Source organism: Bradyrhizobium sp. NAS96.2 (assembly GCF_001908235.1).
Lineage (GTDB): Bacteria > Pseudomonadota > Alphaproteobacteria > Rhizobiales > Xanthobacteraceae > Bradyrhizobium.
This window is the reverse complement of sequence record NZ_LGHK01000047.1, coordinates 19,436-44,695: the sequence shown is the minus strand read 5'-3', so window position 1 is coordinate 44,695 and position 25,260 is coordinate 19,436. Positions and strand designations below refer to the sequence as shown.

The following is a 25,260-nucleotide window of genomic DNA, read 5'->3' as shown; positions in this document are numbered from 1 at the left end:
CCATACATCCAAATAGCCACCCGCCGCTCCTTGCTTTCGTGTCTCCCCGATCGCTTAATCGACGAAATCTGCACGAACGGCGCGGCTGTTCGTCGGAAGCCATTGGCTTGCGCGTGAGCGCGCTCTCGCGATCGGAATGCACGTATGACGTCTGACTGCCGCCCCGAGCCCGATTTTTGCCAAGCTTCCGTCGCGGGCAGAGACGATCGCGACGGCGCATTGGGTGCGGGCCGAGGAACAGCGTCGCGCAGTCTGAGCTCCTTCGATGAAACCGTCGAGCTGAGATCCGGGAGGATCGTGCCAGTTCTCGAGAATGACGGCTTAGAGGTCCTGGCATTCTCGCTCGATGCGGAACCGGACATCATTGGCGTCATGGATGTCGGCCTGAACGAAGAGGAACGCCGGCGCGCCGAGCGGGTGAGGCTGGAGCGGGACCGCCGCCGCTTTGTTGTTGGACGCGGCCAGTTGCGCCGGGTTCTCGCTTCCAAACTGGGAATTTCGCCGTCCGACGTCGAACTGGAATACGGACCGCTTGGCAAACCCTATTTGTCGCACCGCATGCCCGCGCGCGATCTGCGCTTCAGCTTCTCCCGATCCGGCGACGTGGCGGTCGTCGCCCTCTCGACGCGGCAAGAGGTCGGCGTGGACATCGAGGCGGTCCTCCCTGTGCCCGAAGCGGACGAAATTGCAGCGCTCTGCTTTTCCGCCTCCGAGGGCGGATCCTACGCCGCCCTTGACGCGGAAGACCGCCTGGAAGGCTTCTTCCGGCGCTGGACGCAGTTGGAAGCTATCTCCAAGGCCTTGGGGTGCGGCTTGGGACAGTCATTGTCCTGGAATGAAAGGGATTGGGTCGTCCGAAGGTTCATACCTCGAAGTGGGTATATCGGGAGCGTGGTGGTCATCCCGAACGGGCATTCGCGCGATGTCACTACGCATTGAACGAGCAGGCTCATCGAAGTCCATTAGACTGCACGGGGGCTCATTCGCGCCGCACTTCGCTCCCGCACATGGCGGTCGCAGACGAGAGCACGGGCTAGCCCCATGTCAGCGCAGTTGATACAGTTTTCCGAGCTCCTCGCAGCCCTCGCGGTCAGGGACATCAGGCTCTGGGTGGAGGGCGACCGGCTGCGGTGCAACGCGCCGGCTGGCGCACTCACATCAGAGCTTCGCGACCAGTTGCAGGACCGGAAAAGCGAGATCATCGCGTTTCTGAATATGGCCACGGCGGCCACGCGACAGCCTGCAATCATTCCCCTGCAGTCTGGCGGAACACGTACGCCGATTTACGCCGTCCCCGGGCATGTCGGGGCGCCGTTCACATTCTCGGACCTGTCGAAGCATCTAGGCGGCGATCAGCCATTCTACGCACTGCAACCGACCGGCTACGATGGGCAGAGCGAGCCGATGGACCGCGTCGAAGATATCGCCGAGTATTTCGCCCGCCAGATCGTCGAGTATCAGCCCAAGGGTCCGTACATCATCGCCGGATATTGCTCCGGCGCTCCAACTGCTTTCGAACTCGCGAAAATCCTGGGACGCCGCGGAGCGGAGGTGCCATGCATCGCGCTCTTTGGCCCTCTTCACCCGACCACCCATCAGGAACTACCGCGTCTGCTTTATTTCACCGCCAGGAGCAGACGCGAAGCAATTCAGCGCGAAATGGCGAAGCGGCCGACGTTCGGCGCTCGTCTGCAATATTTCAGCAGTCGTCTCCGCGGTCTCGTGACCTTCGTTCGGAAGGGCAAGGAGCCGATCGCGACGGACCTGGTGCTGGCAAGCAGAGCCCGGCTCAAATCCACGGCGATCACCGCCTTTCGGCAATACGTTCCCGCTCCGTATTCGGGGCGGGTATGCATATTCCTTCCGAACAAGGCCTGGCTGCGATCGGGTGCGGGGCCGCGCAGATGGCTTCGTGCGGCGCCTCATGCCGAATTTTTTTTCGGGCCCGAGGGCTGTCACGCGGACTCCATGCTGGAAGAACCTGACGTGTCCGCGATCGCAGCGCTTTATCGCCAGGCAATCCAGGAGCCGAGCGACTGACGCAATTTCACTGACGCGATTTGATTATTGATTGCTTGATGGAGCGTGGTTCATGAATGAAGTCCTGCCCATTGTGGAGGAGGGCGTAGCGCTTCCCCTTCTGAACAGTGCCGATCATCAAACGCTGGTTGTCGCGTACAACGCCACGGCGGCGAGCTACCCGTCGGACCGGACGATCATCGATCTGTTTCGTGACCGGGTGACGCGTAGCCCGGACGCTGAAGCGATCCGCTTCGGCGATGTCATGCTGACGTACCGGCAGCTCGACGGACGCTCCAATCAGATGGCCGCGCATTTGAGCGCGATCGGCGTGGGGCCGGGTCGGATTGCCGTCGTGTTCATGGAGCACTCCATTGAGGTCGTCGTCGCGATCCTGGGTGTCCTGAAATCCGGCGCAGCCTATGTGCCGGTGGACGCGGCAACGCCGAAGGGGCGCATCGCAACGATCCTGACGGATATTTCCGACGGAACCGACGGGCGGTCGCCAGTCGCGATCACGCAGGCGCGCCTGGAAGCCGCCATTTCCCCCGATCTTGCCGAGATTGTCGTGCTCGACGCCGATTTCGCTTCGATTGCGCGTCAACCCGACTCTGCCCGGCCGTCCGCTGCCACGCCGGACGGCACCGCCTATATCATCTTCACCTCCGGCTCGACCGGCACACCCAAGGGCGTCGAGATCGCGCACCGGAGCCTGGTGAATTACATCTGGTGGGCCGCCCAGGTCTACAGTTCCGGCGAACGTCTGGCCTGGCCTCTGTTCTCCTCTCTCGCTTTCGACCTGACCGTCACGACGCTCTTTACGCCCCTCATCACCGGCGGCCGCATCGTGGTCTATCTCGGTGATCCCGGCGTGCAGAGTATGGTCGTGCTCAAGGTCATCGACGACAATGCCGTCGACATCATGAAGCTGACGCCGGCGCATCTGGCGATGATTCGCGACCGCAATCTTGAAACCACACGCCTGCGGAAATTCATCGTGGGCGGTGAGGACTTCAAGACCGAGCTGGCCCGCGACATCACGAAAGCCATCCCGCATCCGGTCGAGATCTACAACGAATACGGACCAACCGAAGCCACGGTAGGCTGCATGATTCACCGTTTCGACATCGACCGGGATCAAGCGGGCTCGGTCCCGATCGGCGTTCCGGCCGCCAATGCCGGAATCTACGTCCTCAGCGAAGCATATCAGCCGACCGGTCCCGGCATCATCGGTGAGATGTTCATTGCCGGCGACGGCCTCGCGAGGGGCTATTTCAATCGGCCTGACCTGACCGACGACCGTTTCCGCACGGCGATCGATCCCCGAGACGGGTTCACGAAGCTGCGGCTATACAAGACGGGCGATCTTGCCCGCTGGAGTCCGGAAGGACGCCTGGAATTTCTCGGCCGTGCAGATCATCAGGTGAAGGTCGGTGGTGCGCGTGTCGAGCTCGGCGAGATCGAAGCGCGGCTTCTCAAGCACCCGCAGGTGCAGGAATGTGCGGTCGTCGTCATCGAACCGTCCGCGGCCGGAGGCGGCATGGCTCGACTTGCGGCCTACTACGTCTCGCCAGACGCTCTGACCGTGGCGGACCTGCGCGCCCACCTGGCCGAAGAGCTGTTGGAGTCGATGATTCCGACGCACTATGTTCGCCTTGAGCGGATGCCGCTCACCTCCAACGGCAAGGTCGACCGCACCTCGCTGCCCGAGCCGACGGCGGAAAACATCCGGTCAGCGCAGGAATTCACCGCTCCCGCGACGGAGACCGAAAAGACGCTGGCGGCGTTGTGGTGCGATCTGCTGAAGGTCAAGTCGATCGGCCGTCGCGACAACTTCTTCGAGCTGGGCGGCGAGTCGCTGCTGGTGGTGCGGGCGGTCGCGCGGATGCGAAAGGTCTTCGGCGTCGACGTGCAGATTCGCAACCTGTTCGAGCGCCCGACACTGTCCGAACTGGCGGAAGTGATCGACGGGATGCGCTGGGTGGCCCATTCCGAAGCCGCTTCCGCATCGGAGGGACCGAGAGAGGAAATCGAACTGTAGCGTGGCGGAACGCTCCCGATCCGGACGGAAACATTTGCGTTGGACTGATGGCAGAGCGCACGAACATGATGGACAAAGCTTTGGGACCGGCGCGAGGACCGGGGTTGCCCTGGACGGCGGCGGAGTATGAGCTGCTGCGGGATCAGGTCCGCCGGTTCGTCGAGGAGGAGATCAAGCCCTGCGCGGATGGCTGGGAAGAGCAGGGGTTCATTCCCCGTCCGGTCCTGCGCCGCATGGGCGAGCTCGGTTTCTTCGGTATCCGTTACCCGGGCGGGTATGGCGGCGCCGAGATGGACGCGGTCGCGTCGACAGTTTTCGCCGAGGAGCTTGGGCGCTCGACCTATGGCGGAGTCGCCGATGCGATGCTGGTCCAGGCCGAGATGGCGTCCGTGTATGTCTTTCATGACGGGACCAGAGCCCAGCGGGCCCGCTGGATGCCGGGCATCATCCGCGGCGAGGTGATCACCGCGGTTGCCATCACGGAACCGGACGCCGGCTCGGACGTGAAGGCCATCCGCACGCGCGCGCTCCGGGAGGGCGACTCCTACATCCTCGACGGCACCAAGCTCTACATCACGAACGGCGTCCACGCGGATCTCTACTGCGTCGCAGCCAAGACCAATCCCTCGGCAGGAAGCAACGGGATCACGATGTTCCTCGTCGAGAAAGGCACGCCGGGCTTCAGCGTCGGTCGCGTACTGGACAAGCAGGGCTGGCGCTCCTCCGACACCGCGGAACTCGTCTTCGACGGTTGCCGGGTCCCCGCCGAAAACGTGCTGGGCGCCGAGGGGCAGGGCTTCTACTCAATCATGCGCAACTTCCAGAACGAGCGCCTCGTCCTCGCCGCCATGGCGATCGGGATGGCCCAAGCGGCGATCGATATGACCCTTGCCCACGTGAAAGCTCGCCGCGCATTCGGGGGCGTCCTGTGGGACTTGCAGGCGATCCGTCAACGCCTCGCGATGCTCGCCGCGAAGGTCGAGGCAAACCGCGAGTTTCTCTATGCCACCGCGTGGCGCATGGCGGCGGACGACGATTGCATCCGCGAGATCTCGATGTTGAAAGCCATCTGCGCCGAACTCGTCAACGAGGTCGCGTATGCCTGCGTCCAGTTCCACGGCGCCATGGGCGTCATGCGTGAGAGCCCGATCGAGCGCATCGCGCGTGACGCGCGCGTCCTTCCCATTGCCGGCGGCGCAACGGAGGTGATGCTGGAGGTGGTCGCCTCGATGTCGTGAGCGGCATGCGGCCGTCGGGTCGCGGAGGGCGTCCCGCGTTGCATCACCCCAGGCACCACCGGCCCATATCTGTAATTCGCATAAGGTATATTATGGAATATTTATATCTACAATTAGATCAGATATTTAGTTGGAAATCTTCGCACCGGACCGCAGCCAGGCGTCTGTCCTGACCGATCCCGACCGTCGGTCCAGCCCATCTGGATCGCACCGCGATCGACGCGCACGCGTCTCGTTAGAAAGCCGATATTGCCGCGGCGTACGGACGCTGCAATAAGCCCCAGCTGTGCAGAGATCGCTGGTGACCCCGCGGCATCAGGTCCGTATAGGATGGCATCTCAGAACAACAACAAGCCTCTCGAGGGAGCAACACCAATGAGCTTTTCACGACGCACGCTGCTGAAGGTCTCCGCCGCTTCCGCCGTTCTGGGCGGAATTGGCGCGCCGTATGTCGCGCGCGCCCAGTCGGCCGAGTTCTCCTACAAGTTCGCCAACAACCTGCCGGAGTCGCACCCGTTCGTGGCGCGCGCCCGGGAGATGGCCGCGGCGATCAAGACCGAGACCAACGGCCGGTTTGATCTGCAGGTGTTCCCGAACAGCCAGCTCGGTTCCGATACGGACATGCTGAGCCAGGTGCGCTCCGGCGGTGTCGAGTTCTTCACGTTGTCCGGCCTGATCCTGGCGACCCTGGTGCCGGCGGCCTCGATCAACGGCATCGGTTTCGCGTTCCCTGACTATCCCACGGTCTGGAAGGCCATGGATGGCGAGCTCGGCGCCTATGTGCGCGGCGAGATCAACAAGGCCGGCCTCGAGGTCATGGACAAGATCTGGGACAACGGCTTCCGCCAGACCACGTCCTCGACCAAGCCGATCAACGGTCCCGACGATCTCAAGGGCTTCAAGATCCGCGTGCCGGTGTCGCCGCTGTGGACCTCGATGTTCAAGGCGTTCAATGCATCGCCCGCCTCGATCAATTTCAGCGAGGTCTATTCGGCGCTGCAGACCAAGATCGTCGAGGGCCAGGAAAACCCGCTGGCGCTGATCTCTGCCGCGAAGCTCTACGAGGTGCAGAAGTACTGCTCGCTGACCAACCACATGTGGGACGGCTTCTGGTTCCTGATGAACCGCCGGGCCTGGGCGGCGCTGCCTGATGATATCAAGGCCATCGTCGCCAAGAACGTCAACGCGGCGGCCGTCAAGGAGCGCGAGGACACCGAGAAGCTGAACGCCACCGTGAAGCAGGAACTGACCGGCAAGGGCCTGTTGTTCAACCAGCCCGAGGTCGGGCCGTTCCGCGACAAGCTCCGGACCGCCGGCTTCTACGCCGAGTGGAAGGGCAAGTACGGCGAGAAGGCCTGGGATCTGCTCGAGAAGTCCGTCGGCAAACTGTCCTGATCGATCAAGCGGGAGGCTCGCCAGCGGGAGATTTGCTATGGCTCATGTCGAGATGACGCCGGCCGTGGCCGGCGAGGCGGCATCACAGCCCCCTCGCCGCCGCTCTGTTCTCGGTTCCATCGAGGCGACGCTCGGATGGCTGGTCGAGATCCCGGCGGCGATCCTTGTCGTCGCCGAGGTCGTGATCCTGTTCGCCGGCGTGGTGTCGCGCTACGTGCTGCATGCGCCGCTGATCTGGTCCGACGAGCTGGCGTCGATCCTGTTCCTGTGGCTCGCCATGCTGGGGTCGGCAGTCGCATTCCGCCGCGGCGAGCACATGCGGATGACGGCGCTGGTCGCGAGCGCCGGGCCGAGGCTGTGGGCCTATCTCGACGTGGTCGCGACCTGCGCCGCGCTGGCGTTCCTGATCCTGATCGTGCGGCCGGCCTATGAATACGCCTACGAGGAAAGCTTCATTACGACGCCGGCGCTGCAGATCTCCAACACCTGGCGCGCGGCCGCATTGCCGGTCGGCACCTGCCTGATGGCGCTGTTCGCGCTGCTGCGGCTGGCGCGGGTCGGTGACATCAAGACCTTCCTGCTGGCGGCGCTGACCGTGGTCGCGTTGATCGGTCTGTTCTGGCTCGCGCAGCCGCTGCTGCGGCCGCTCGGCAACCTCAATCTGATCATCTTCTTCGTCGGCGTGGTCGGCTTCTGCGTGTTCGCCGGCGTTCCGATCGGCTTTGCCTTCGGCATGGCGATCTTCGGCTATCTGGCGCTGACCACGCGCACGCCGCTGATGGTGCTGGTCGGCCGGATGGACGAGGGCATGAGCCATCTGATTCTGCTGTCGGTGCCGTTGTTCGTCTTCCTCGGCCTGCTGATCGAGATGACCGGCATGGCGCGCGCGATGGTCGCGTTCCTCGCGAGCCTGCTCGGGCACGTTCGCGGCGGCCTGCATTACGTGCTGGTCGGCGCCATGTACCTGGTGTCAGGCATTTCCGGGTCGAAGGCCGCCGACATGGCTGCCGTCGCGCCCGTGCTGTTCCCGGAAATGAAGCAGCGCGGCGCCAAGCCGGGCGATCTGGTCGCCCTGCTCGCCGCCACCGGCGCCCAGACCGAAACCATTCCGCCGAGCCTGGTCCTGATCACGATCGGCTCGGTCACCGGCGTCTCGATCTCGGCGTTGTTCACCGGCGGCCTGCTGCCGGGCGTCGTGCTCGCGATCACACTGTCGGGGCTGGTGTGGTGGCGCTACCGCGGCGAGGACCGCAGCCACGTGCAGCGCGCAACCGGCAGCGAGATCGGCAAGGCTCTCGTGTTCGCCCTGCCCGCATTGGCCCTGCCCTTCGTGATCCGCTATGCCGTGGTCGAAGGCATCGCCACCGCCACCGAAGTTTCGACCATCGGCATCGTCTACGCCTTCGTCATCGGCCTCCTGATCTACCGCAAGTTCAACTGGCGCCGGCTGGTGCCGATGCTGATCGACACGGCGTGCCTGTCGGGCGCGATCCTGTTCATCATCGGCACCGCGACCGGCATGGCCTGGGGCCTGACCCAGTCCGGTTTCTCACGGGCGTTGGCGGCCGCGATGACCGGGCTGCCCGGCGGTTCGGCGACCTTCATCGCGGTCTCGATTCTGGCCTTCGTGATCCTCGGCAGCGTGCTCGAGGGTATTCCGGCGATCGTGCTGTTCGGGCCGCTGCTGTTTCCGATTGCCCACCAGGTCGGCGTCCACGAGGTGCACTATGCCATGATCATCATCCTGGCGATGGGCATCGGACTGTTCGCGCCGCCGTTCGGCGTCGGCTATTATGCCGCCTGCGCCATCGGGCGCGTCGATCCGGCCGAGGGTATCCGGCCGATCTGGGGCTACATGCTGGCGCTGTTGATCGGCCTGATCATCGTTGCCATCTTCCCCTGGATATCGATCGGTTTCCTTTAAAGCACCTTGCGGATGGGACAGAGCCATGAGTGCAGCTCAAAACCAGTACTCGATCGGGCTCGACAAGACGCCCGCGAACTACGTGCCGCTGACGCCGCTGAGTTTCCTGGCGCGCTCGGCCGCGGTCTATCCCGACCACATCAGCGCCGTCTATGAGGCGCGCAGCTTCACCTGGAGAGAGACTTACGAGCGCTGCAAGCGCTTCGCGTCCTATCTCGCGGGCCGTGGCATCGGCCATGGCGACACGGTTGCGGCGATGCTGCCGAACATCCCGGCGATGAACGAGCTGCATTTTGCGGCGCCGATGACCGGCGCTGTGCTGAACGCGCTGAACATCCGCCTCGATGCGGCGTCGATCGCGTTCCAGCTCGACCATGGCGGCGCCAGGATCATCCTGGTCGACCCCGAATTCTCCGGTGTGATCGCGGAAGCCCTGACCTTGATGAAGGGCGCAAAGCCGTTCGTGATCGACGTCGATGATGCCGCGTTCAGCGGCGGCAAGCGCATCGGCGAGATCGAGTATGAGGCCGCGGTAGCGCAAGGCGATGCCGCTTTCGCGGAACGGCCGCCGGCCGACGAATGGGACGCGATCGCGCTGAGCTATACGTCGGGCACGACGGGCAATCCGAAGGGCGTCGTGACGCATCATCGCGGCGCGTATCTGAACGCGGTCAGCAACATCCTCGCCGGGAATCTCGGCCAGCATCCAGTCTATCTCTGGACGCTGCCGATGTTCCACTGCAATGGCTGGTGCTTCCCGTGGACGATCGCGGCGACCGCCGGCGTCAATGTCTGCCTGCGCAAGGTCGATCCCGCCAAGATCTTCGAGCTGATCCCCAAGCACGGCGTCACCCACATGTGCGGCGCGCCGATCGTCTACAACACGCTGATCAACGCCCCCGATGCGCCGAAGGGTGGCAAGGCCAAGCCCGTCGTCGGCCTGATCGCAGGCGCAGCGCCGCCGGTTGCGGTGCTCGAAGGCGCCGAACGCATCGGCGTCAAGCTGACCCACGTCTATGGGCTGACCGAGGTCTACGGCCCCGCCTCCGTCTGCGCCGAGCAGCCCGGCTGGGACGATCTGTCGGCCGATGCGCGCGCGCAGCTGAAGCGGCGTCAGGGCGTGTCGTATCCATTGCAGGAAGGCGTCACGGTGCTCGACCCCGAGACCATGCGCGAGGTGCCGCGCGATGGCGAGACCATCGGCGAGGTCATGTTCCGCGGCAACATCGTGATGAAGGGCTATCTGAAGAACGAGAAGGCGACGCAGGAAGCGTTTGCCGGCGGCTGGTTTCACACCGGCGATCTCGGCGTGCTCGACGAGCACGGCTACGTCATCATCAAGGACCGCTCCAAGGACATCATCATCTCGGGCGGCGAGAACGTCTCCTCGGTCGAGGTCGAGGATATCCTCTACAAGCACCCGGCCGTGCTGTTTGCGGCGGTCGTCGCAAAACCCGATCCGAAATGGGGCGAGGTGCCCTGTGCCTTCATCGAGCTCAAGGATGGCGCCAAGGCAACCGAGGCCGAGATCATCGCCTATTGCCGCGAGCACATGTCGGGTTTCAAGACGCCGAAGTCAGTGGTGTTCGGCGTGATCCCGAAGACATCTACGGGCAAGATCCAGAAATTCCTGCTGCGCAATGCGGTCGGATCGGCCAAGGCGATTTCCGCGTAGGCTTTTAGCCCGCCCGGTCGAGCGTCAGCTGCATGCCGTCATAGGCCGGGATCACGCCGGCCGGCAGGCTCTGCCGCAGCACCTCGTAGTCGAGGTCGGAATGCATGTTGGTGATCACGGCGCGCTTCGGCTTGAAGCGCTCGATCCATGACAGCGCATCAGCGACGCTGAAATGGCTGGGATGCGGCGCATAGCGCAGGCCATCGACGATCCAGAGATCGAGGCCTTGCAGCGCCGGCCAGCTCTCCGCGGGGATGTCGTGCAGATCGGGTGTGTAGGCGGCATCGCCGATGCGATAGCCGAGCGCGGGAATTTGGCCATGCTGCACCAGGAAGGCCTCCAGCTTCAGCGGACCGCCCTTCCCCTGCACCGCGTGGCTCTCGCCGGCCTCGATCGAATGGCGGGTCAGGATCGGCGGATAGTCGCTGCCCTCCGGCGAGATGAAGCAGTAGGAGAACCGCGCCATGATATCCTTGGCGGTCGACTGGTTGAAGTAGACCGGGATGCGGCGGCGCTGGTGCAGCACGACCGAGCGCAGATCGTCGATGCCGTGGGTCTGGTCGGCGTGCTCATGGGTCAGGAACACCGCGTCGATATGCTCGACATTGGCATCGATCAACTGCTCTCGCAGGTCGGGCGCGGTATCGATCACGACCCGCGTGGTGCCGTGCTCCATGGTGCGCTCGGCCATGATCGAGCAGCGGCGGCGGCGGTTTTTTGGATTGCTCGGATCGCAGGCGCCCCAGCCGAGCGCCGGGCGCGGCACGCCGGCGGAAGAGCCGCAGCCCAGGATGGTCAGTGTCAGCGTCATGCAGCAACCTTCGGCGCCGGCACCTTGGAGAACAGCCGGAAGAAGTTTTCGGTGGTCTGCCGCGAGATCTCCTCCAGGGAGACGCCGCGGGTTTCGGCAAGCACCTTGGCGACCTCGACGACATAGGACGGCTCGTTGCGCTTGCCGCGGAATTTGCCGGGCGCAAGATACGGCGCGTCGGTTTCGACCATGATGCGGTCGGCCGGCAGCTCGGCGGCCAGCGCGCGCAAGGCGTCGGATTTCTTGAAGGTCAGGATGCCCGTGAAGGAGATCGACAGCCCAAGCGAGATCGCCTTCATCGCGAGCTCGCGCCCGCCGGTGTAGCAGTGCAGAACGGCTTTGAACGGCCCCTTCGCGACCTCGTCCTCCAGGATGCGGCCGCAATCCTCGTCAGCCTCCCTGGTGTGGATGACGAGCGGCAGGCCGGTTTCGCGGGCAGCCGCGATATGCGCACGAAAGCCACGCTCCTGCGCCTCGCGCGAACCGTGCTCATAGAAATAATCCAGCCCCGCCTCGCCGAGCGCCACGACCTTCGGATGCTTGGTCAGTTCGATCAGCTCGCTGGCCGGGATGCCGTCCTCTTCATCGGCATGATGCGGATGGGTGCCGACCGAACAGTAGACGTCCGGAAAACGCTCCGTGATCGCAAGCAGGCCGCCGAGCCGCTTCACGCGGGTCGAGATCGTCACCACGCGGGCGACCCCGGCCGCTTCGGCGCGCCCGACGATCCCGTCGAGATCATCGGCGAAATCAGGAAAATCCAGATGGCAGTGGCTGTCGACAAGCATGAATTTCGAACCGCTCACTCGGTCTTCGGTTCCACGTAGCGCGGGAACACGCCGACAGGCGCCGGCAGCGTCGTGCCCGGCCTGATCCGCTCCGCGATCGCCGTGAAGTTGCGCGCATCCGCTGATATGCCGAGGCTGTCGAGCATCTTGCCGCAGGACTCGGGCATCACGGCCTGCGCCATGATCGCGATCTGCCGCACGACTTCGGCGGTGACATAGAGCACCGTCTTCTGGCGCGCCGGATCGGTCTTGGCCAGCGCCCACGGCGCCTCGCCGGCAAAGTAGCGGTTGGCCTCGGCGACCACGGCCCAGACCGTGTTGAGCCATTGATGGATTTGCTGCGCCGCCATCGCGGTCCGCGACGTCTCCAGCATGGCGTCGGCCTGCGCCAGGATCGCCTTGTCGTTGTCGCTGAACTCGCCGGGCTCCGGCAGCACGCCGCCGAGTTGCTTGGCGATCATCGACAGCGAGCGCTGCGCCAGATTGCCGAAATCATTGGCGAGGTCGGCGTTGATGCGCGCGACGATGGCCTCGTGGTTGTAGTTGCCGTCCTGGCCGAACGGCACCTCGCGCAGGAAGAAGTAGCGCACCTGGTCGACGCCGTACTGGTTGGCGAGATTGAAGGGATCGACCACATTGCCGACCGACTTCGACATCTTCTCGCCCCTGTTGAACAGGAAGCCGTGCGCATAGACGCGCTTCTGCAAGGGGATGCCGGCCGACATCAGGAAGGCCGGCCAGTACACTGCGTGGAAGCGGATGATGTCCTTGCCGATGATGTGCACGTCCGCCGGCCAGTAGCGCCAGTGCTTGTCGCTCTCGTCGGGATAGCCGACACCTGTGATGTAGTTGGTCAATGCGTCGACCCAGACATACATCACGTGCTCGGGATCATTGGGGACCTTGACGCCCCAGTCGAACGTGGTGCGCGAGATCGAGAGATCCTTCAGCCCGCCGCGCACGAAGCTCATCACCTCGTTGCGGCGCGAATCCGGGCCGATGAAATCGGGCTGGCTCTTATAGAGGTGCAAGAGCTTGTCCTGGTAGGCCGAGAGCTTGAAGAAATAGCTCTTCTCCTCGACCCACTCGACCGGCGTGCCCTGCGGACCGCGGCGGACATTGTCCTCGCCAACAACGGTCTCATCCTCGGCGTAATAGGCCTCGTCGCGCACCGAGTACCAACCGGCATAGGTGTCGATATAGATGTCGCCATTGTCCTGCATGCGGCGCCAGATTTCCTGCACCGACTTGTGGTGAGCAGGCTCCGAGGTGCGGATGAAGCGGTCGAAGGAGACGTTGAGCCGCTCGTCCATCTCCTTGAACCGCGCGGCGTTGCGGGTGGCGAGATCGTACGGCGTCATCCCCTCGCCCTGCGCGGTCTGGATCATCTTCTGGCCGTGCTCGTCGGTGCCGGTCAGGAAGAACACGTCCTTGCCGTCGAGCCGCTGGAAGCGCGCCAGCGCGTCGGTCGCGATCGCCTCATAGGCGTGGCCGATATGCGGCTGGCCGTTCGGATAAGCGATCGCGGTCGTGATGTAATAGATGTTGCCGCGGTCCGCGGCGCGCATCGGGGCGGCTGCGGCCGCAGGAGCCGCCGCTGCCGGCTTGGGTTGCTTCGGCACGCGAACCGCTGCTGCTTTCGGAGCCTTCTCGACGGCCGGAGGCTTCGGAGCTGCGGGCTTCTTTGCGGCTGGCACAACAGCAGATGCGGCTGCCTTAGTAGGCGCAGCCTTGGCGGCTTTTGCAGGAGTCTTAGCTGTTTTCTTGGCCGTCTTCTTCGTAGCCTTCTTGACGGTCTTTTTCGCGACCTTCTTGGTCGCCGATTTCCTGGCGCCCCTAGCTCCCGTCTTGGCGGCCTTCTTCGCCTTCTTGGCGACGCGCCCACCCTTCTTGGCCGCGCGCGATTTCGCCGCGGCCTTCCTCGTCGCGCGGGCGGGCGATGCCTTCTTCGTCTTCTTAGCCTTCTTCGACGATTTCTTCTTAGCGGTCGCCACCACGGAATCCTTTGCAGATCGAAACGAGATTGTCGGGAGTGTTGTCAGATAGATGTGTGGTCAGACAGATGTGTTTTGAGACTTGGCGTCTACCGGGTCGCGTCCGCGAGCATCGAAAACACCGAGAAAACCAGCGGCTTGCGCTCCAGATTGTAGGCTTCGGTATCGCGCGCGGCGCGGACGATCTTTTCCCATACCTCCGCCAGCCGTGCAAGGCGCGGCAGATTGGCATTGGCATCGCCGGTGCGCATGCGCTCGCTCATCCAACGGTCGATGCCGTCGATGAAAGCGGCGAGCGCGACGCGGTCGCTGGTGCCGAGCGCATCGCCCAGCGCGTGCAGCTCACGCGGATCGACGCTCGGAAGACGTCGCGAGCAGCGCGGCCGTGCGCTGCTGCAGCTTGAGCGCGTCGCCGCCGAGCAGCGACAGCGCCCGCCCGACGCTGCCCTCTGATGCCGCCGCGGCTTCAGTCAGCGCAGGATCGTCCGCTGCGATGTCGGTTGCGGCCGCGGCTGCACGCAGCACATCACCCGTCTCCAGCGGCCGCAGCAGCAATTTGCGGCAGCGGGACAAGATGGTCGGCAGCACCCGCGACGGCGCGTGGCTGACCAGCAGGAACAGCGACTGCTGCGGCGGCTCCTCGAGGATTTTCAGGAGCGCGTTCGCGGCATTGGGATTGAGCTCGTCGACGGTGTCGACGATGCAGACGCGCCAGCCGTCGACCGCAGCCGTCGAGCCGAAAAACGAGATCGTCTCGCGCGTCTCGTCGACCGTGATCACGGTGCGCATCACGCCCCGGTCGTTGAGGCCGCGCTCCAGCACCAGCAGGCCGCCATGGGCGCCCGCCGTGACTTGTCGCGCTACCGGATCGGACGGATCGACCCGCAGCGTCGGCGCGTGCTGGACCTGGGACGACTTCGGATTGCGGAAGGCCAGCACGAAGCGCGCCATGCGGTAAGCCAGCGTCGCCTTGCCGATCCCCTGAGCGCCGCCGATCAGCCAGGCATGCGGAATCCGCCCACTGCGATAGGCATCGAGCAAGGCGGTCTCCGCCTCGCGATGCCCGAACAGATCGGGCGTTTCGCGCGGATGGCGAGCCGTGCTCTCCTGTTCGACCTTGCGCGCGCTCATGCGGGATTGTCCGCCGTGAGCGTTGCGCGCAGATGCTCGCGCAGCGCGGCCCATATCTTCGCCGTCACCGTGTCCGGATCAGGTGTGGCGTCGATCAGGACGCAGCGCTCCGGGTCTTCAGCCGCGATCCGGCGGTAGGCGTCACGCAAATCCTGGTGGAACTTGATGCCCTCGGCCTCGAAGCGATCAGCCGTGGCGTTGCCGCGGCGCGCGGCGGCGCGTTGCAGTCCGACCTCGACCGGCACATCGAGGATGAAGGTCAGATCGGGCTTGAGATCGCCGATGGTCACGCGCTGCATGGCATTGACGAGTTCGGGCGACACCTGCCCGAGTTGGCCCTGATAGGCGCGCGTGGAATCGAAGAAGCGGTCGCACAGCACCCAGATGCCCTGGTTGAGCGCCGGCAGGATCACGGTGCGGACGTGGTCGTCGCGCGCGGCGGCAAACAGCAGCGTCTCGGCCTCCGGCCCGAGCAGCTTGCCCATTCCCGACAGCACGAGGTGACGGATGATCTCGGCGCCCGGCGAGCCGCCGGGCTCGCGGGTCACGATCGCACGCAGCTTGGCGGCATCGAGCCGTTCGGCGAGCTTGCGGATCTGGGTCGATTTCCCCGACCCCTCGCCGCCTTCAAAGGTGATGAAGCGACCGCGCAAGCTCGGCCGTTGGACTGCTACTTCCGCCATGTCAGAGCTTCTCGACCCCTGCGCGGAACATTCCGATGACGAGCTCCTGGGCGCCGTCGAGCGCACGGCGCATCGTCGATCCCGTGCCGACGGCATCCGCCGCGTAGACAGGAGTTTCCATCGCGACGTTCGCGCCGCGCCAGACCCGCACCACGCCGATCTTCTGGCCGGCGGTGATCGGCGCCTTGACCGGGCCGCTGTAGATGACGCGCGCGAGCAGCTTGTCGTTGCCGTTCTTCGACACCATCACCTTGATCGGATCGGGGCTGACCAGCTTGACCGAACGGGTCTCGCCGCCGAACACCCGGGCGTAGCCGACCGGCTGGTTAGCCGCGATCAGGACCCGGGTCTCGAAGCTGCGGAACCCCCATTCCAGCATCTTCTTGGCTTCGGTCGCGCGGTCCTCGGAATCTTCCAGCCCGTTGATGACGACGATCAGCCGCGTGTCGTTCTGGACGGCCGAGCCGACCATGCCGTAGCCGCCCTCCTTGGTGTAGCCGGTCTTCAACCCGTCGGCGCCAGGCAAGGCGTTCAGCAGCGGATTGCGGTTCTGCTGGCGGATCTTGTTCCAGGTGAATTCCTTCTCGCCGAACAGCTTGTACCTGTCCGGGTAGGTCAGGATGATATGGCGGGCCAGCACCGCGAGTTCCCGCACCGTCATCTTGTTGGTCGGGTCCGGCAGCCCGTTGGAATTGCCGAAGGTCGACTTCGTCATGCCGAGCTCGCGGGCGCGCTTGGTCATGAAGTCGGTTGCGAACGTATGCTCGTTGCCGGCGATGCCCTCGGCCAGCGCGATGCAAGCGTCGTTGCCGCTCGGGATGATCGCGCCGTGCAGGAGGTCGTCGACCGAGACCTTGCTGTTGATCGCCGCGAACATCGTCGAGGTGCCGGACGGCGCCCCGCCCCGCCGCCAGGCGTTCTCGCTGATCCGGTACTCGTCGGTCAGCTTGATGTCGCCCTTCTTGATGGCGTCGAACACCACCTCGGCGGTCATCAGCTTCATCATGCTGGAGGGCGCGCGCAGCTCGTCGGCGTTCTTCTCGAACAGCACGCTGCCCGAGGAGGCCTCGACGAGGATCGCGGTCGGCGCATCGCCGTCGAAGCCGGCGTCTTCCTTCTTGGCGCCCTGCACGCTGTTGTTGGCGGCATAGACCACCCCGCCGCAGCCGATCGCCAGCGCGACCGCGGCTGCGACCAGACCACGCCAGCAACGCCCGGCGCGAGCTAGCAACGTGCGGGGAACTGCGGTTGGGGCTGCCATCGGCGATGTCCTGAATGACTGCGTTCTAACAGCTGGAAGTATCGCAAACAACTGAGGTTTCGCCGCTTGTACACGGCCGGCTGGATTGCCGGCTGGGCCGAACGCCCGTATCCTTGTCAGTAATCCTTGGAACCAGCTAACGACAACAGAACCGGCAAACAAGGCGGAAACGCGAATGTCATCCTCCCGCACCATTTCCGCCAACGGCATCGACATGTTCGTGCGCGAGGCCGGGCAAGGCCCGCTGGTCGTGCTCTGCCATGGCTGGCCGGAACTGTCCTACTCATGGCGACACCAGATCGCAGCGCTGGCTGCGGCAGGCTTCCGCGTCGCCGCCCCCGACATGCGGGGCTTCGGCCGGACCGCCGCACCGGCCGACGTCGGCGCCTACACGATCTTCGATACCGTCGGCGACATGGTCGCGCTGGTGGCGGCGCTCGGCGAAAAGAAGGCAGTCATCGTCGGTCACGATTGGGGAGCGCCGGTGGCCTGGCACGCGGCCCTGTTCCGTCCCGATGTCTTCACGAAGGTCGCCGGCCTCAGCGTGCCGCCGCCGTTTCGCGGCCGCGGACGTCCGCTGGAAACCCTGCGCGAGAGCGGCATCACCAATTTCTATTGGCAATATTTCCAGCCGCCCGGCGTCGCGGAAGCCGAATTCGAGCGCGACATTGCCCACACCATGCGACTGGTGCTCGGGCGCGGCGTCTCCGATCCGAGCTCGATGTTCGTCGACGAAGCCAAGGGGTTCCTCGGCAAGCTGCCAACCGGAACGCCGCTGCCGGCCTGGATCACCGAGGCCGACATCGCCGAATTCGCCGAGGGCTACCGGCAGTCCGGCTTCCGCGGCGGCCTGAACTGGTACCGCAATCTCGACCGCAACTGGGAGCTCACCGCGCCCTGGCAGGACGCCCAGATCCATCAGCCCTCGCTGTTCATCGCCGGCTCGAACGATTCGGTGATTACCGGGCTGATCGGCGCCAAGCGGGTTGCGGACATGGAGCGCGTGCTGCCGAACCTCAAGCAGAAGCTGATCATCGAGGGCGCCGGCCACTGGATCCAGCAGGAACGCCCCGATGAGGTCAATGCGGCGCTGATCGCGTTTCTGAAATGATCAGGCCAAGGGACTGATTCGCAACGATTTGACTTAGTAGAGCCCGCGTCCGCTCAGCACTTCGGCCGGTCCGCGCGCGTCGATCGGCACATAGGCGGCGGCCGGGCTCGGGGTCGCGGCATAGCGCGGATCGCTCTCGTAGGAGACTTCGCGCGGATTGTTCAAGGCGCGGCCCCGTGACCGGCTCGAGGCCGACATTTCGGAGGTCGCGCTGACCGAGGCATAGTCGGCCTGGGTGTTGCCGAGGCTGTAGGGCCGGCCCTCAGGCAGCGGAACATCGCCGCGCAGACGGCCGGATGAGGACGACATCTCGGGTACGAATGGTCGCGCGGAGGCGACGCGGACCATCGACGGTGACGGCGCCGGCGTGCCGGTACGCAGGGTCGCCATCAGCTGGCGGTCGTCGGAGCCTTCGAGCGGCGCCCGGCCGACATATTCGACGCGGACGCGGGCGACGCCATTGCCTTTGAATTCAAGCAGTTCGGCCGCTTTGTTCGACACGTCTATGAGGCGATTGCCGTGGTACGGACCGCGGTCATTGACGCGGACGACGAGCGATTTGCCGTTGCTCAGATTGGTGACCCGCGCGTAGCTCGGCATCGGCAGGGTTGGATGGGCGGCCGTCAGCGAGCCCATGTCGAACACCTCGCCATTGGCGGTCAGGCGGCCATGGAAATCATCGCCGTACCAGGACGCCATACCCTCGGCGCGGTAGTTCTCGTTCTCCTCCGGCACATAGGTGCGGCCGGCGACGACATAGGGCTTGCCGATACGGTAGGTGCCGCCGCCCTTGGGCACGGGGTCGCCGAGCGCGACGACACGCGGGCTCGACGACACGCCGTATTTGGGATCGACCCGGCTGGCGAACTTGTTGGAGGAGGCGCAATTGGCGAGGACGAGGCACGTCGCCACCGCAACGGCGCCGCGCGCCGTCCGGATCATCGAATCTGGCCGTCTAGTCCCCATCTGCCCCAAGTACCATTCTGCCGGACCCGCGCCCACTTTGCGGCGTCGGGATCATTTTCTTCACGGTGCGGCCCACCTCCACACCAGAGCTTGACGATATCGCAACCGGAACACGGCGGAAATGGGGAGAGCCTTAACCGTATGGCACTTTGGTAAACCGCCTGTTGCGCCTCCTCAGTTGTTCTACGGAGCCTCGGCCACCCAAAACGCCCTCGCCTGTCCCGCTATCAGACACACTGTTGCAGCAAATCATCAGTGGGGCGGCATCTTGAATTCAAACAATTGAATCTTTTTGACTGTGCAAGGCTGCAATCGTTTTCTCTTCCGCGTGGGGCGCAAAGGAAGTTTGCGATGATCGAGACGGTTACAGCGGTGATGGGCCTGGTGAGTGCGGCGATCTTCTTGGCGCACGCCGTGGAAGGCTATCGGTACCGGGCCTGACAGTCCGTTGAAGGCGGAAAGACGCGTCACCTCTTTCCAGGAGAGAATGTTCGGAAAGCTTTAATCAATTCGGATGAGCATCGGTTGAAGGCAGGTGTGTCATGCGTAATCACGATTTGGTCTCCGACGGATTTCTAACGCTCACCGCGGCAAGCCTGGTGCTGCTGTGCTCGAGCCTGCTGGCCTTCGCTTTTGGCTGAAGATGTGATGCGTTGGGCGCCATCTGCGCGCATGCGACGGGCCGACCACCTTCACCTCATCCCTCGCCGATCCGACGTCGGCATCAGCGCCAAGCCTGATGATACTTGGCCAGGCAAACACGCGGCGACCTGCACGCCAGTTGCGCCGTCTTCTCCCAGCCCCAGTCCTGACGCACCCTCCACCTTCCCATCGAGAGGATTGGCGAATGATCGGCGCGGTAAGAGAGGGAACGTCTGCACTCCTCGTCAGCACGGACGGCCGGTTGCTCATGCAACTGCGCGACGACCTTCCGCACGTTTCCGATCCCGGCAAGATCAGCCTGTTTGGCGGGCGGCGGGAGGGCAGCGAGACTTTCCTGGAATGCGTCGTTCGCGAAATCCACGAGGAGATCGGCCATTACGTGCCGCCCGAGCGTTTTGAACTGATCGGGAGTTATTCCGGACCGGATCCTTCGACACCGGGCGGCACCCTCCGCGGCGAGGTATTCCTCGCCCACGATGTGCCGATCGACCAGCTGAGGGTCACCGAAGGCCGCCTCGAGATCGTCGCGGTCGAGGACCTCGAACGTCTCCGCGGCAGGCTCGCACGCCCGGCGCAGTATGCGCTGGCGATCTTCCTGAAGAGCGAACCGGCTACCTGAGTGACCAAACCAGCCCGCGCACGAGATCGTCGATCATTGGCAGCGCGACCGCGGGATGGGCAACGTCGATATCGTGCACGTGCCAATAGGTCACCCTGTCGGCGACCTCAGGGAACCGCCGCTCGATGAGCGGACGATGCTCGGCCTCCTTGAGCGCGATCACGAGGTCCGCGCCGTCGAAGTCAGCCAACGCGCAGGGCTGCGGATAGCGCGCTGCGCCTTCGGGAACGATGCCGTTGGCGCGCAGACGATCATCCGCAAACACCGACATGGCTCCGACATTGTCGGGCGAGCCCCGTTCGGCTGCACCTCGGGACGATGCGCGCCATGGGACGTTTGCGGCTCGTGCCAGATGATTGAACAGCTCTTCTGCGTATCGACTGCGATAGTAGTTGCCGGTGCAAAGGAACAGGACGCGCTTCATGGGTTCATGATGGCCAACGCCGGCCTCGGCGGTCAACCGCGTTGCATTCAACTGCGCATGATCCGCGGCGCGGCTCGTTGACGCCGGCAAAGCCAAGGCCGGCCTTTTCGATCAAATCAGGCCTTTTTCAATGTGCATACCGGCAAATGACCAATTGGCGCCCGGTTGCACAGGCAGGTTCGCGTTGCGTTCGGCCGCGGCCTACGCTATGGGCCTGACCTGCTCAGACGGAAGGGTGGCCGAGTGGTTTAAGGCACCGGTCTTGAAAACCGGCGTGCCCGCAAGGGTACCGTGGGTTCGAATCCCACCCCTTCCGCCAGTATAGTGTTCTCCGTTGTTATCCACTGTTCGGAATCCCAAGCAAAATCAGCGCTTTCGTCGGCCGACCGCATTCCTTGGTTCGCCGTCGTTCCTCATAATCAAAGCGCAAACCGTAGCTTGGGACCGTAGGTTCGGAGGATGGTTTTGATCGGAGGAGCGTCCATCTTCCGAACTATGCTGATTTGCTATGTTCTAGGGTCACTCCTTGCAAAGCTACGGTTGAAATCCACGATTACCCCGTTGAACCAAACAAGAGTAGCCCGCTCAGATCGGCTCGACCGGAGCTGACTTGACAGTTTACGGCGTTCCCTCTCGCAAGGAGCAGCATCAAGTCATCGCGGCCAGACGCGTGCGCACGAGATCAATGTGACCTCGCAGCGTATATAAACTGCTCGCATAAACATTTGGCAATTGCAGATGGTTCGCGCGTTGATCAATCAGATCAAGTTTGGTGTTCAGCGCGCCGAGATCAATCTTCACTCCTTGAGCCTCCATCTCGCTCTCGATCAACCTGATCTCGTCATAGAGTCGCCTGATCCGGAGCTGCATCATCCAGTCGTACGACTGCGGCAGCAACTTGAATGCGGGAAAGAGCAACGCGACCAATGGCACAAACACGACCAGGAGCTTCTCGACCAGCGTCGCGGCCCAGAATGGAAGATAGCCTTGCAAGAATGGCCGTCCGGTCTTGTAAAAGCGCTGCGCTTCCTGACTAAGCGGAAGGTCGATTGCTTCGGCGGCAGGAAACTCTCCCGCCTTCTGGAAAATCCCCGGCGGCGAATGAATCTCGACTGCTGCATTGAGCAGCAGATACTGCAAGGCAGGATGCAGGTCGGCGCGCACGGCAAGGCTGGCTTTCGGCGCCAATAGAAAAACATCGTTCGGCGGTCGGTTCGTCAAGAGATCGATGACACCGGCGGGCAATATCAATTTATGTAAGTAAGGATAGATCGCGACGAAAGCGTCCGCGCGCTGAGCGCTTGAAAGCTCGATGCCCGTGGCATGGAGAAGAGACTGGACGACGGGAGACTCCCAGGCTGTCACAATAAACGCCGCGTCGATGTCGCCGGCGATCAGCTTTTCAGCCGCAGCCTGCGGGGGAAATCCCGACAATTCGCCGACAATACTGTCAAGCCTGGTCCTTTCGACGACTCGCTGCGCCAAGGCACGCCCACCGCTTCCCTCGGCACCTATCGAAAGCCGTCGGCCCCGCAATCCCTGTACGCCTTCGCCAATTCCGGCCCGGCGAAAAAGCCATAACGGTTCGTAAAAAACGGTGCCGAGCGACTCCAGCTTCGGGGCTTCCTTCCTGGTGGTAGTGCCCCCCTGTATGAATCCAACGCTGACCTGCGACGTCGGATCGAGCAGATATCTCAGATTGGCCAGGCTGCCGGCAGTCGGCTGCAGCTGCAGCTTGACACCATCTTTCGCCAGGATATCGCGATAGCGGATCCCCAGTTCGTAGTTGGCCCCGCCTTCAGCGCCAGTCGCCATCACCAACTCACGCGGCGGTAGCGTTGCTACAATGAACCAGCTCGCGCCGAAAAATATCGCTGCTGTCGCGGCAACTGCAGCGTAGCGCCAGATCCTGTGGGCATAATCTCCAATCATCATCGCGCGTCGATCCTCGGTGCCGTCGCGACCTTGCCAAATGGCCTTACTGAAACGCTTGGTCCGTGGTTCGAAATACAAGCGAACTGGCACTTTCGCCCCAGTGATTTCGCCAAGAGCGGGAAATGAATGATAGCGGATAGCCGGACCATGATTCTGATCGAACGTGGCTCACTGATGGAGCCAAGCGCTCCATGTGCATCATGCTTGTTCACCTCCCTGAAATTGCCGGTACAAAGACCAATGGCATGCAACCTGTCTTCCGTGAGGTTGATCCAGGTTAATCAACCTTACGGAATACTCCTCGTCCGGGCGGTGGCCTCCTGAGCCAAAGGTGGCGACGCGACCGTCTCCACTGGCCGCTTTGCAATGGCCCGCCGGTCCTTCACATAAGCTATGGGAACACCGAACCTCTCCACCGTGCCGATAACATCGCCGTCAAGATCGCGGTCGCAGTTCATCTGTGTCGGCGCGATAAAGAATTCCGACTCGTCCCACTCGGACCTGAAGTCCCAGCGCAATTGTGGAAGAGTGACAGCCCGGTCAAAAGGCAAACGCTCCCCGCATACGGCGACGGAATAAATCTTGGGCGGATGGATCGACTCCATGTGGGTCTGGTCACGGACGAACGCCTCAAGCGTACGGATCGCCTCCGGCATGCTGTTGAACCAGTAATCGAGCTCGTACCGACGGAATGCGCCCGGAAGGCCGCCGACCAGCGCATTGTAGGAGAGGTTCTCGTAGGGATGAAGCCTCACCAGCGTCACGCCTTCCCACAGGAAGCATGCAGAGACTAACGCGAGCGCAGCCGATGCCAATCGGCGCCGACGCGTCGAAAGCGCGTCAAGGCCCCTGCTGAAACCAACGCCGGCCAGCGTCGCAAGCGGCGGAAGCACGAACAAGAAATGACGCATGCCGGTAAAGCCGGGTCCACGAAGCAGCACTTGGCAGGCCAGCGGAAAAAGGACGCTCAACGACACCAAGGCCAGATCGCTGTGGTGTCCTCCCCGGCTCTCATCGCGCTGTTGCCAAAGCAATGAGATCATCGCCAGCGCCGCGCCGACGAGCGTAATGAGCGGCACGCGGATGAGGAGATAGACCGGAATATAGAGCCGCGGCACATCGGCCATCTCGTAAACGCGTCCCGCAAACATCGTGCGGATGTCGTAGTGAAACTCCGAGAAAGCAATTAGACCGCGGATCGGGTTGAGCGGCGACAGCGCGGCCCACGGCCAGGCCAGGATCATGATGAGACAGGCGAGCACCACGGCCGGTAACGCCTTCAACGCGGAAGTGGCGGCAAAGGAGAGGCGCACGCCGCGCTCGCGCCAGGGCAGGCAAATAGCGACGGCAAAAACGAGATAGAGGATCAGCAGCAAACCGAGGCTTCGCACGCCAAGCGCCGCTCCGGCTAAAAGGCCAAACCCTGCCACGTCGACGGCGCGCGGCGACGGCAATCGGCGAGCGATCCGGACGAGAAACAGCGTCGCTCCCATCATGGCGGACGCGAAGGGAATGTCCTTGGTGTGGTTGAACATGGCGCCGTACCAGTCACCGCAAAGCGCAAGCGCGACCGCGGCGATCAGACCTGCGCACGGTCCTGCAATCAATCGCGCGGTCACTGCACTGGCGCAAATCCCGCCAATCCCGATCATCGCGCACAGGATGTGGCGCAGCTCGTAAGCGTCCACAGGGACGACATGCGCGAGCGCCACGGCAATGATGTCGAACAGCCCACCATAGAGATAAAGGTTCTCGAACGCGAATACGTCGCGAACCTTGAATGCACTCTGATAATAGCTGATAATCAATTCGCCATAGTGGTGCTGCACGCCCTCATCGTTGGAGATCGCGTAATCCCTGAAGGTGAGCCACACCGCGAGGACGAGGGTTGCGAGAAGCGCACCGGTCGCGATGTCATAGATGTCGAATCGCGCGATCGATCGTATCGCCCTGTTCCGGGGCAAATTGCCCTCCGCGATGCCGGAAAAGCGTTCTGTGCGCCGCGCTTTGGTCCTGATCATTCCTCGCTATCACACCTAGTGCGCTGTCTGGCGCAGGAGCTCGGTCAGGCGCGCGCGTAGAGCCTCGCTCGCCTTGCGTCCGGCTTCCTGGCCAACCTGCGTGCTTTGCTGGGCAATTGCTTGTGACTTTTCCAGAAATTTCCTTCCGGCTGGTCGGCTATAGAACGCCTCGATCTCGTGCAATTCGTCGACTGTAAAATTGTTCGCGTAAACGGTGGCGACAGCGTCGATCATCGCGCTGTAATACGGAGCATAGGTCTCCGTCATCTTCGGCAGCAGCGCATCGAACGCTCGCTCCATTTCCGGCCTTTCCTGCGTCAGCCCCGGCTTGAGGCCCAGCAGAATGACAGGCAGCAGCGCCTTGTACTGGTCGGGTACCCCTAAAGTAGTAACCAGGCTTCGAGCTGCGGTCATAGCCTCGGTGGATGGCGCTTGTGCCCGTGCGACGCATGTCGAACATAGGAGTATGCTACAGATGACCAATAAGCGTTTGGACATAGACCGACTCCTCCGACGACGTCCGAATGGACGATGGTGATCAAATCGCGGCTTCCGGGCGTC

Annotated in this window: 20 protein-coding genes, 1 tRNA gene and 1 pseudogene; 11 read left to right on the top strand and 11 right to left on the bottom strand. The window is 63.4% G+C overall.

What is annotated here, in order from left to right:
* Window positions 1-144: 144 nt before the first annotated feature.
* From AC628_RS12710 to AC628_RS12680, 7 genes are all read left to right on the top strand, one after another.
* Window positions 145-939 (top strand): 4'-phosphopantetheinyl transferase family protein, encoded by a 795-nt coding sequence (locus AC628_RS12710; RefSeq protein ID WP_083632822.1) that lies wholly within the window; start codon window positions 145-147, stop codon window positions 937-939.
* Between the two features lie 102 nt (window positions 940-1,041).
* The gene (locus AC628_RS12705) at window positions 1,042-2,040 is read left to right on the top strand and encodes a TubC N-terminal docking domain-related protein (protein ID WP_074127135.1); all 999 of its coding nucleotides are present in this window, start codon (window positions 1,042-1,044) and stop codon (window positions 2,038-2,040) included.
* Window positions 2,041-2,092: 52 nt separating this feature from the next.
* Window positions 2,093-4,060 carry a non-ribosomal peptide synthetase gene (locus tag AC628_RS12700; protein ID WP_074127133.1) on the top strand — a complete coding sequence of 656 codons (1,968 nt, stop codon included), beginning with the start codon at window positions 2,093-2,095 and terminating at the stop codon, window positions 4,058-4,060.
* 47 nt (window positions 4,061-4,107) lie between these two features.
* Entirely contained in the window at window positions 4,108-5,298 is a 1,191-nt protein-coding gene (locus AC628_RS12695; protein ID WP_245321149.1) for an acyl-CoA dehydrogenase family protein, read from the top strand.
* Between the two features lie 375 nt (window positions 5,299-5,673).
* Complete coding sequence (locus tag AC628_RS12690; protein ID WP_074127132.1) at window positions 5,674-6,693, top strand: TRAP transporter substrate-binding protein; 1,020 nt, start codon at window positions 5,674-5,676, stop codon at window positions 6,691-6,693.
* Between the two features lie 37 nt (window positions 6,694-6,730).
* On the top strand, window positions 6,731-8,617 hold the full coding sequence (locus AC628_RS12685) for a TRAP transporter large permease (RefSeq protein WP_074127131.1): 1,887 nt from the start codon (window positions 6,731-6,733) through the stop codon (window positions 8,615-8,617).
* Window positions 8,618-8,642: 25 nt separating this feature from the next.
* Window positions 8,643-10,292 carry an acyl-CoA synthetase gene (locus tag AC628_RS12680; protein WP_074127130.1) on the top strand — a complete coding sequence of 550 codons (1,650 nt, stop codon included), beginning with the start codon at window positions 8,643-8,645 and terminating at the stop codon, window positions 10,290-10,292.
* 4 nt (window positions 10,293-10,296) lie between these two features.
* On the opposite strand, the gene AC628_RS12675 is transcribed toward AC628_RS12680, so the two are convergent.
* From AC628_RS12675 to metG, 3 genes are read right to left on the bottom strand one after another with little or no spacing between them, the layout of a single operon-like run.
* Window positions 10,297-11,103, bottom strand: coding sequence for an MBL fold metallo-hydrolase (locus AC628_RS12675; protein ID WP_074127129.1), 807 nt, complete (start codon window positions 11,101-11,103; stop codon window positions 10,297-10,299).
* Complete coding sequence (locus AC628_RS12670; protein ID WP_074127180.1) at window positions 11,100-11,891, bottom strand: TatD family hydrolase; 792 nt, start codon at window positions 11,889-11,891, stop codon at window positions 11,100-11,102. Before AC628_RS12670 ends, AC628_RS12675 begins: the two co-directional genes overlap by 4 nt.
* A 14-nt stretch (window positions 11,892-11,905) precedes the next feature.
* Entirely contained in the window at window positions 11,906-13,513 is a 1,608-nt protein-coding gene (gene metG, locus AC628_RS12665) for a methionine--tRNA ligase (RefSeq protein ID WP_245321148.1), read from the bottom strand.
* A 109-nt stretch (window positions 13,514-13,622) separates the two neighbouring features.
* Here metG and AC628_RS45255 point away from each other — a divergent pair, with 109 nt between their 5' ends.
* Window positions 13,623-13,937 carry a hypothetical protein gene (locus AC628_RS45255; protein ID WP_245321147.1) on the top strand — a complete coding sequence of 105 codons (315 nt, stop codon included), beginning with the start codon at window positions 13,623-13,625 and terminating at the stop codon, window positions 13,935-13,937.
* A 37-nt stretch (window positions 13,938-13,974) separates the two neighbouring features.
* Here AC628_RS45255 and AC628_RS12660 read toward each other — a convergent pair.
* From AC628_RS12660 to AC628_RS12650, 3 genes and pseudogenes are all read right to left on the bottom strand, one after another.
* Window positions 13,975-15,016, bottom strand: a pseudogene (locus AC628_RS12660) (DNA polymerase III subunit delta').
* Window positions 15,013-15,699 (bottom strand): dTMP kinase, encoded by a 687-nt coding sequence (gene tmk, locus AC628_RS12655; RefSeq protein WP_074127127.1) that lies wholly within the window; start codon window positions 15,697-15,699, stop codon window positions 15,013-15,015. The pseudogene AC628_RS12660 and the gene tmk overlap by 4 nt, the downstream one beginning before the upstream one ends.
* Window position 15,700: 1 nt before the next feature.
* The gene (locus AC628_RS12650; protein WP_074127126.1) at window positions 15,701-16,960 is read right to left on the bottom strand and encodes a D-alanyl-D-alanine carboxypeptidase family protein; all 1,260 of its coding nucleotides are present in this window, start codon (window positions 16,958-16,960) and stop codon (window positions 15,701-15,703) included.
* Window positions 16,961-17,135: 175 nt separating this feature from the next.
* Here AC628_RS12650 and AC628_RS12645 point away from each other — a divergent pair, with 175 nt between their 5' ends.
* Window positions 17,136-18,071, top strand: a complete 936-nt coding sequence (locus tag AC628_RS12645; RefSeq protein WP_074127125.1) for an alpha/beta fold hydrolase — start codon at window positions 17,136-17,138, stop codon at window positions 18,069-18,071.
* Window positions 18,072-18,104: 33 nt separating this feature from the next.
* On the opposite strand, the gene AC628_RS12640 is transcribed toward AC628_RS12645, so the two are convergent.
* Window positions 18,105-19,013, bottom strand: coding sequence for a septal ring lytic transglycosylase RlpA family protein (locus AC628_RS12640; protein ID WP_074127124.1), 909 nt, complete (start codon window positions 19,011-19,013; stop codon window positions 18,105-18,107).
* An 871-nt stretch (window positions 19,014-19,884) separates the two neighbouring features.
* Between AC628_RS12640 and AC628_RS12635 the strand changes: the two genes are divergently transcribed.
* Complete coding sequence (locus AC628_RS12635) at window positions 19,885-20,319, top strand: NUDIX domain-containing protein (RefSeq protein WP_074127123.1); 435 nt, start codon at window positions 19,885-19,887, stop codon at window positions 20,317-20,319.
* Here the strand turns inward: AC628_RS12635 and AC628_RS12630 are convergent.
* Window positions 20,312-20,839: an arsenate reductase/protein-tyrosine-phosphatase family protein gene (locus tag AC628_RS12630; protein WP_245321146.1), complete on the bottom strand. Its 528-nt coding sequence runs from the start codon at window positions 20,837-20,839 to the stop codon at window positions 20,312-20,314. The genes AC628_RS12635 and AC628_RS12630 overlap by 8 nt on opposite strands.
* Window positions 20,840-20,972: 133 nt before the next feature.
* Between AC628_RS12630 and AC628_RS12625 the strand changes: the two genes are divergently transcribed.
* Window positions 20,973-21,062: transfer RNA gene (locus tag AC628_RS12625), tRNA-Ser, on the top strand.
* A gap of 329 nt (window positions 21,063-21,391) precedes the next feature.
* Here AC628_RS12625 and AC628_RS12620 read toward each other — a convergent pair.
* The 3 genes from AC628_RS12620 to AC628_RS12610 all read right to left on the bottom strand — a co-directional run bounded on the left by AC628_RS12620 (window position 21,392) and on the right by AC628_RS12610 (window position 25,113).
* Window positions 21,392-22,678, bottom strand: a complete 1,287-nt coding sequence (locus AC628_RS12620; protein ID WP_083632817.1) for a TAXI family TRAP transporter solute-binding subunit — start codon at window positions 22,676-22,678, stop codon at window positions 21,392-21,394.
* A 287-nt stretch (window positions 22,679-22,965) separates the two neighbouring features.
* Window positions 22,966-24,699, bottom strand: a complete 1,734-nt coding sequence (locus AC628_RS12615) for a glycosyltransferase family protein (protein WP_074127122.1) — start codon at window positions 24,697-24,699, stop codon at window positions 22,966-22,968.
* A gap of 15 nt (window positions 24,700-24,714) precedes the next feature.
* Window positions 24,715-25,113, bottom strand: a complete 399-nt coding sequence (locus AC628_RS12610; protein ID WP_349510112.1) for a DUF2059 domain-containing protein — start codon at window positions 25,111-25,113, stop codon at window positions 24,715-24,717.
* Window positions 25,114-25,260 lie beyond the last annotated feature (147 nt).

Excerpts from the sequence above, each read along its gene's own strand:
- AC628_RS12675 (WP_074127129.1), bottom strand. The coding sequence starts at position 11,103 with ATGACGCTGACACTGACCATCCTGGGCTGCGGCTCTTCCGCCGGCGTG.
- AC628_RS12680 (WP_074127130.1), top strand. The coding sequence starts at position 8,643 with ATGAGTGCAGCTCAAAACCAGTACTCGATCGGGCTCGACAAGACGCCC.
- AC628_RS12695 (WP_245321149.1), top strand. The coding sequence starts at position 4,108 with ATGGCAGAGCGCACGAACATGATGGACAAAGCTTTGGGACCGGCGCGA.
- AC628_RS12690 (WP_074127132.1), top strand. The coding sequence starts at position 5,674 with ATGAGCTTTTCACGACGCACGCTGCTGAAGGTCTCCGCCGCTTCCGCC.
- AC628_RS12635 (WP_074127123.1), top strand. The coding sequence starts at position 19,885 with ATGATCGGCGCGGTAAGAGAGGGAACGTCTGCACTCCTCGTCAGCACG.
- AC628_RS12640 (WP_074127124.1), bottom strand. The coding sequence starts at position 19,013 with ATGATCCGGACGGCGCGCGGCGCCGTTGCGGTGGCGACGTGCCTCGTC.
- AC628_RS12615 (WP_074127122.1), bottom strand. The coding sequence starts at position 24,699 with ATGATCAGGACCAAAGCGCGGCGCACAGAACGCTTTTCCGGCATCGCG.
- AC628_RS12645 (WP_074127125.1), top strand. The coding sequence starts at position 17,136 with ATGTCATCCTCCCGCACCATTTCCGCCAACGGCATCGACATGTTCGTG.
- AC628_RS12710 (WP_083632822.1), top strand. The coding sequence starts at position 145 with ATGACGTCTGACTGCCGCCCCGAGCCCGATTTTTGCCAAGCTTCCGTC.
- AC628_RS12650 (WP_074127126.1), bottom strand. The coding sequence starts at position 16,960 with ATGGCAGCCCCAACCGCAGTTCCCCGCACGTTGCTAGCTCGCGCCGGG.
- AC628_RS12685 (WP_074127131.1), top strand. The coding sequence starts at position 6,731 with ATGGCTCATGTCGAGATGACGCCGGCCGTGGCCGGCGAGGCGGCATCA.
- AC628_RS12670 (WP_074127180.1), bottom strand. The coding sequence starts at position 11,891 with ATGCTTGTCGACAGCCACTGCCATCTGGATTTTCCTGATTTCGCCGAT.
- AC628_RS12610 (WP_349510112.1), bottom strand. The coding sequence starts at position 25,113 with ATGACCGCAGCTCGAAGCCTGGTTACTACTTTAGGGGTACCCGACCAG.
- AC628_RS12620 (WP_083632817.1), bottom strand. The coding sequence starts at position 22,678 with ATGATGATTGGAGATTATGCCCACAGGATCTGGCGCTACGCTGCAGTT.
- AC628_RS12700 (WP_074127133.1), top strand. The coding sequence starts at position 2,093 with ATGAATGAAGTCCTGCCCATTGTGGAGGAGGGCGTAGCGCTTCCCCTT.
- tmk (WP_074127127.1), bottom strand. The coding sequence starts at position 15,699 with ATGGCGGAAGTAGCAGTCCAACGGCCGAGCTTGCGCGGTCGCTTCATC.
- AC628_RS12705 (WP_074127135.1), top strand. The coding sequence starts at position 1,042 with ATGTCAGCGCAGTTGATACAGTTTTCCGAGCTCCTCGCAGCCCTCGCG.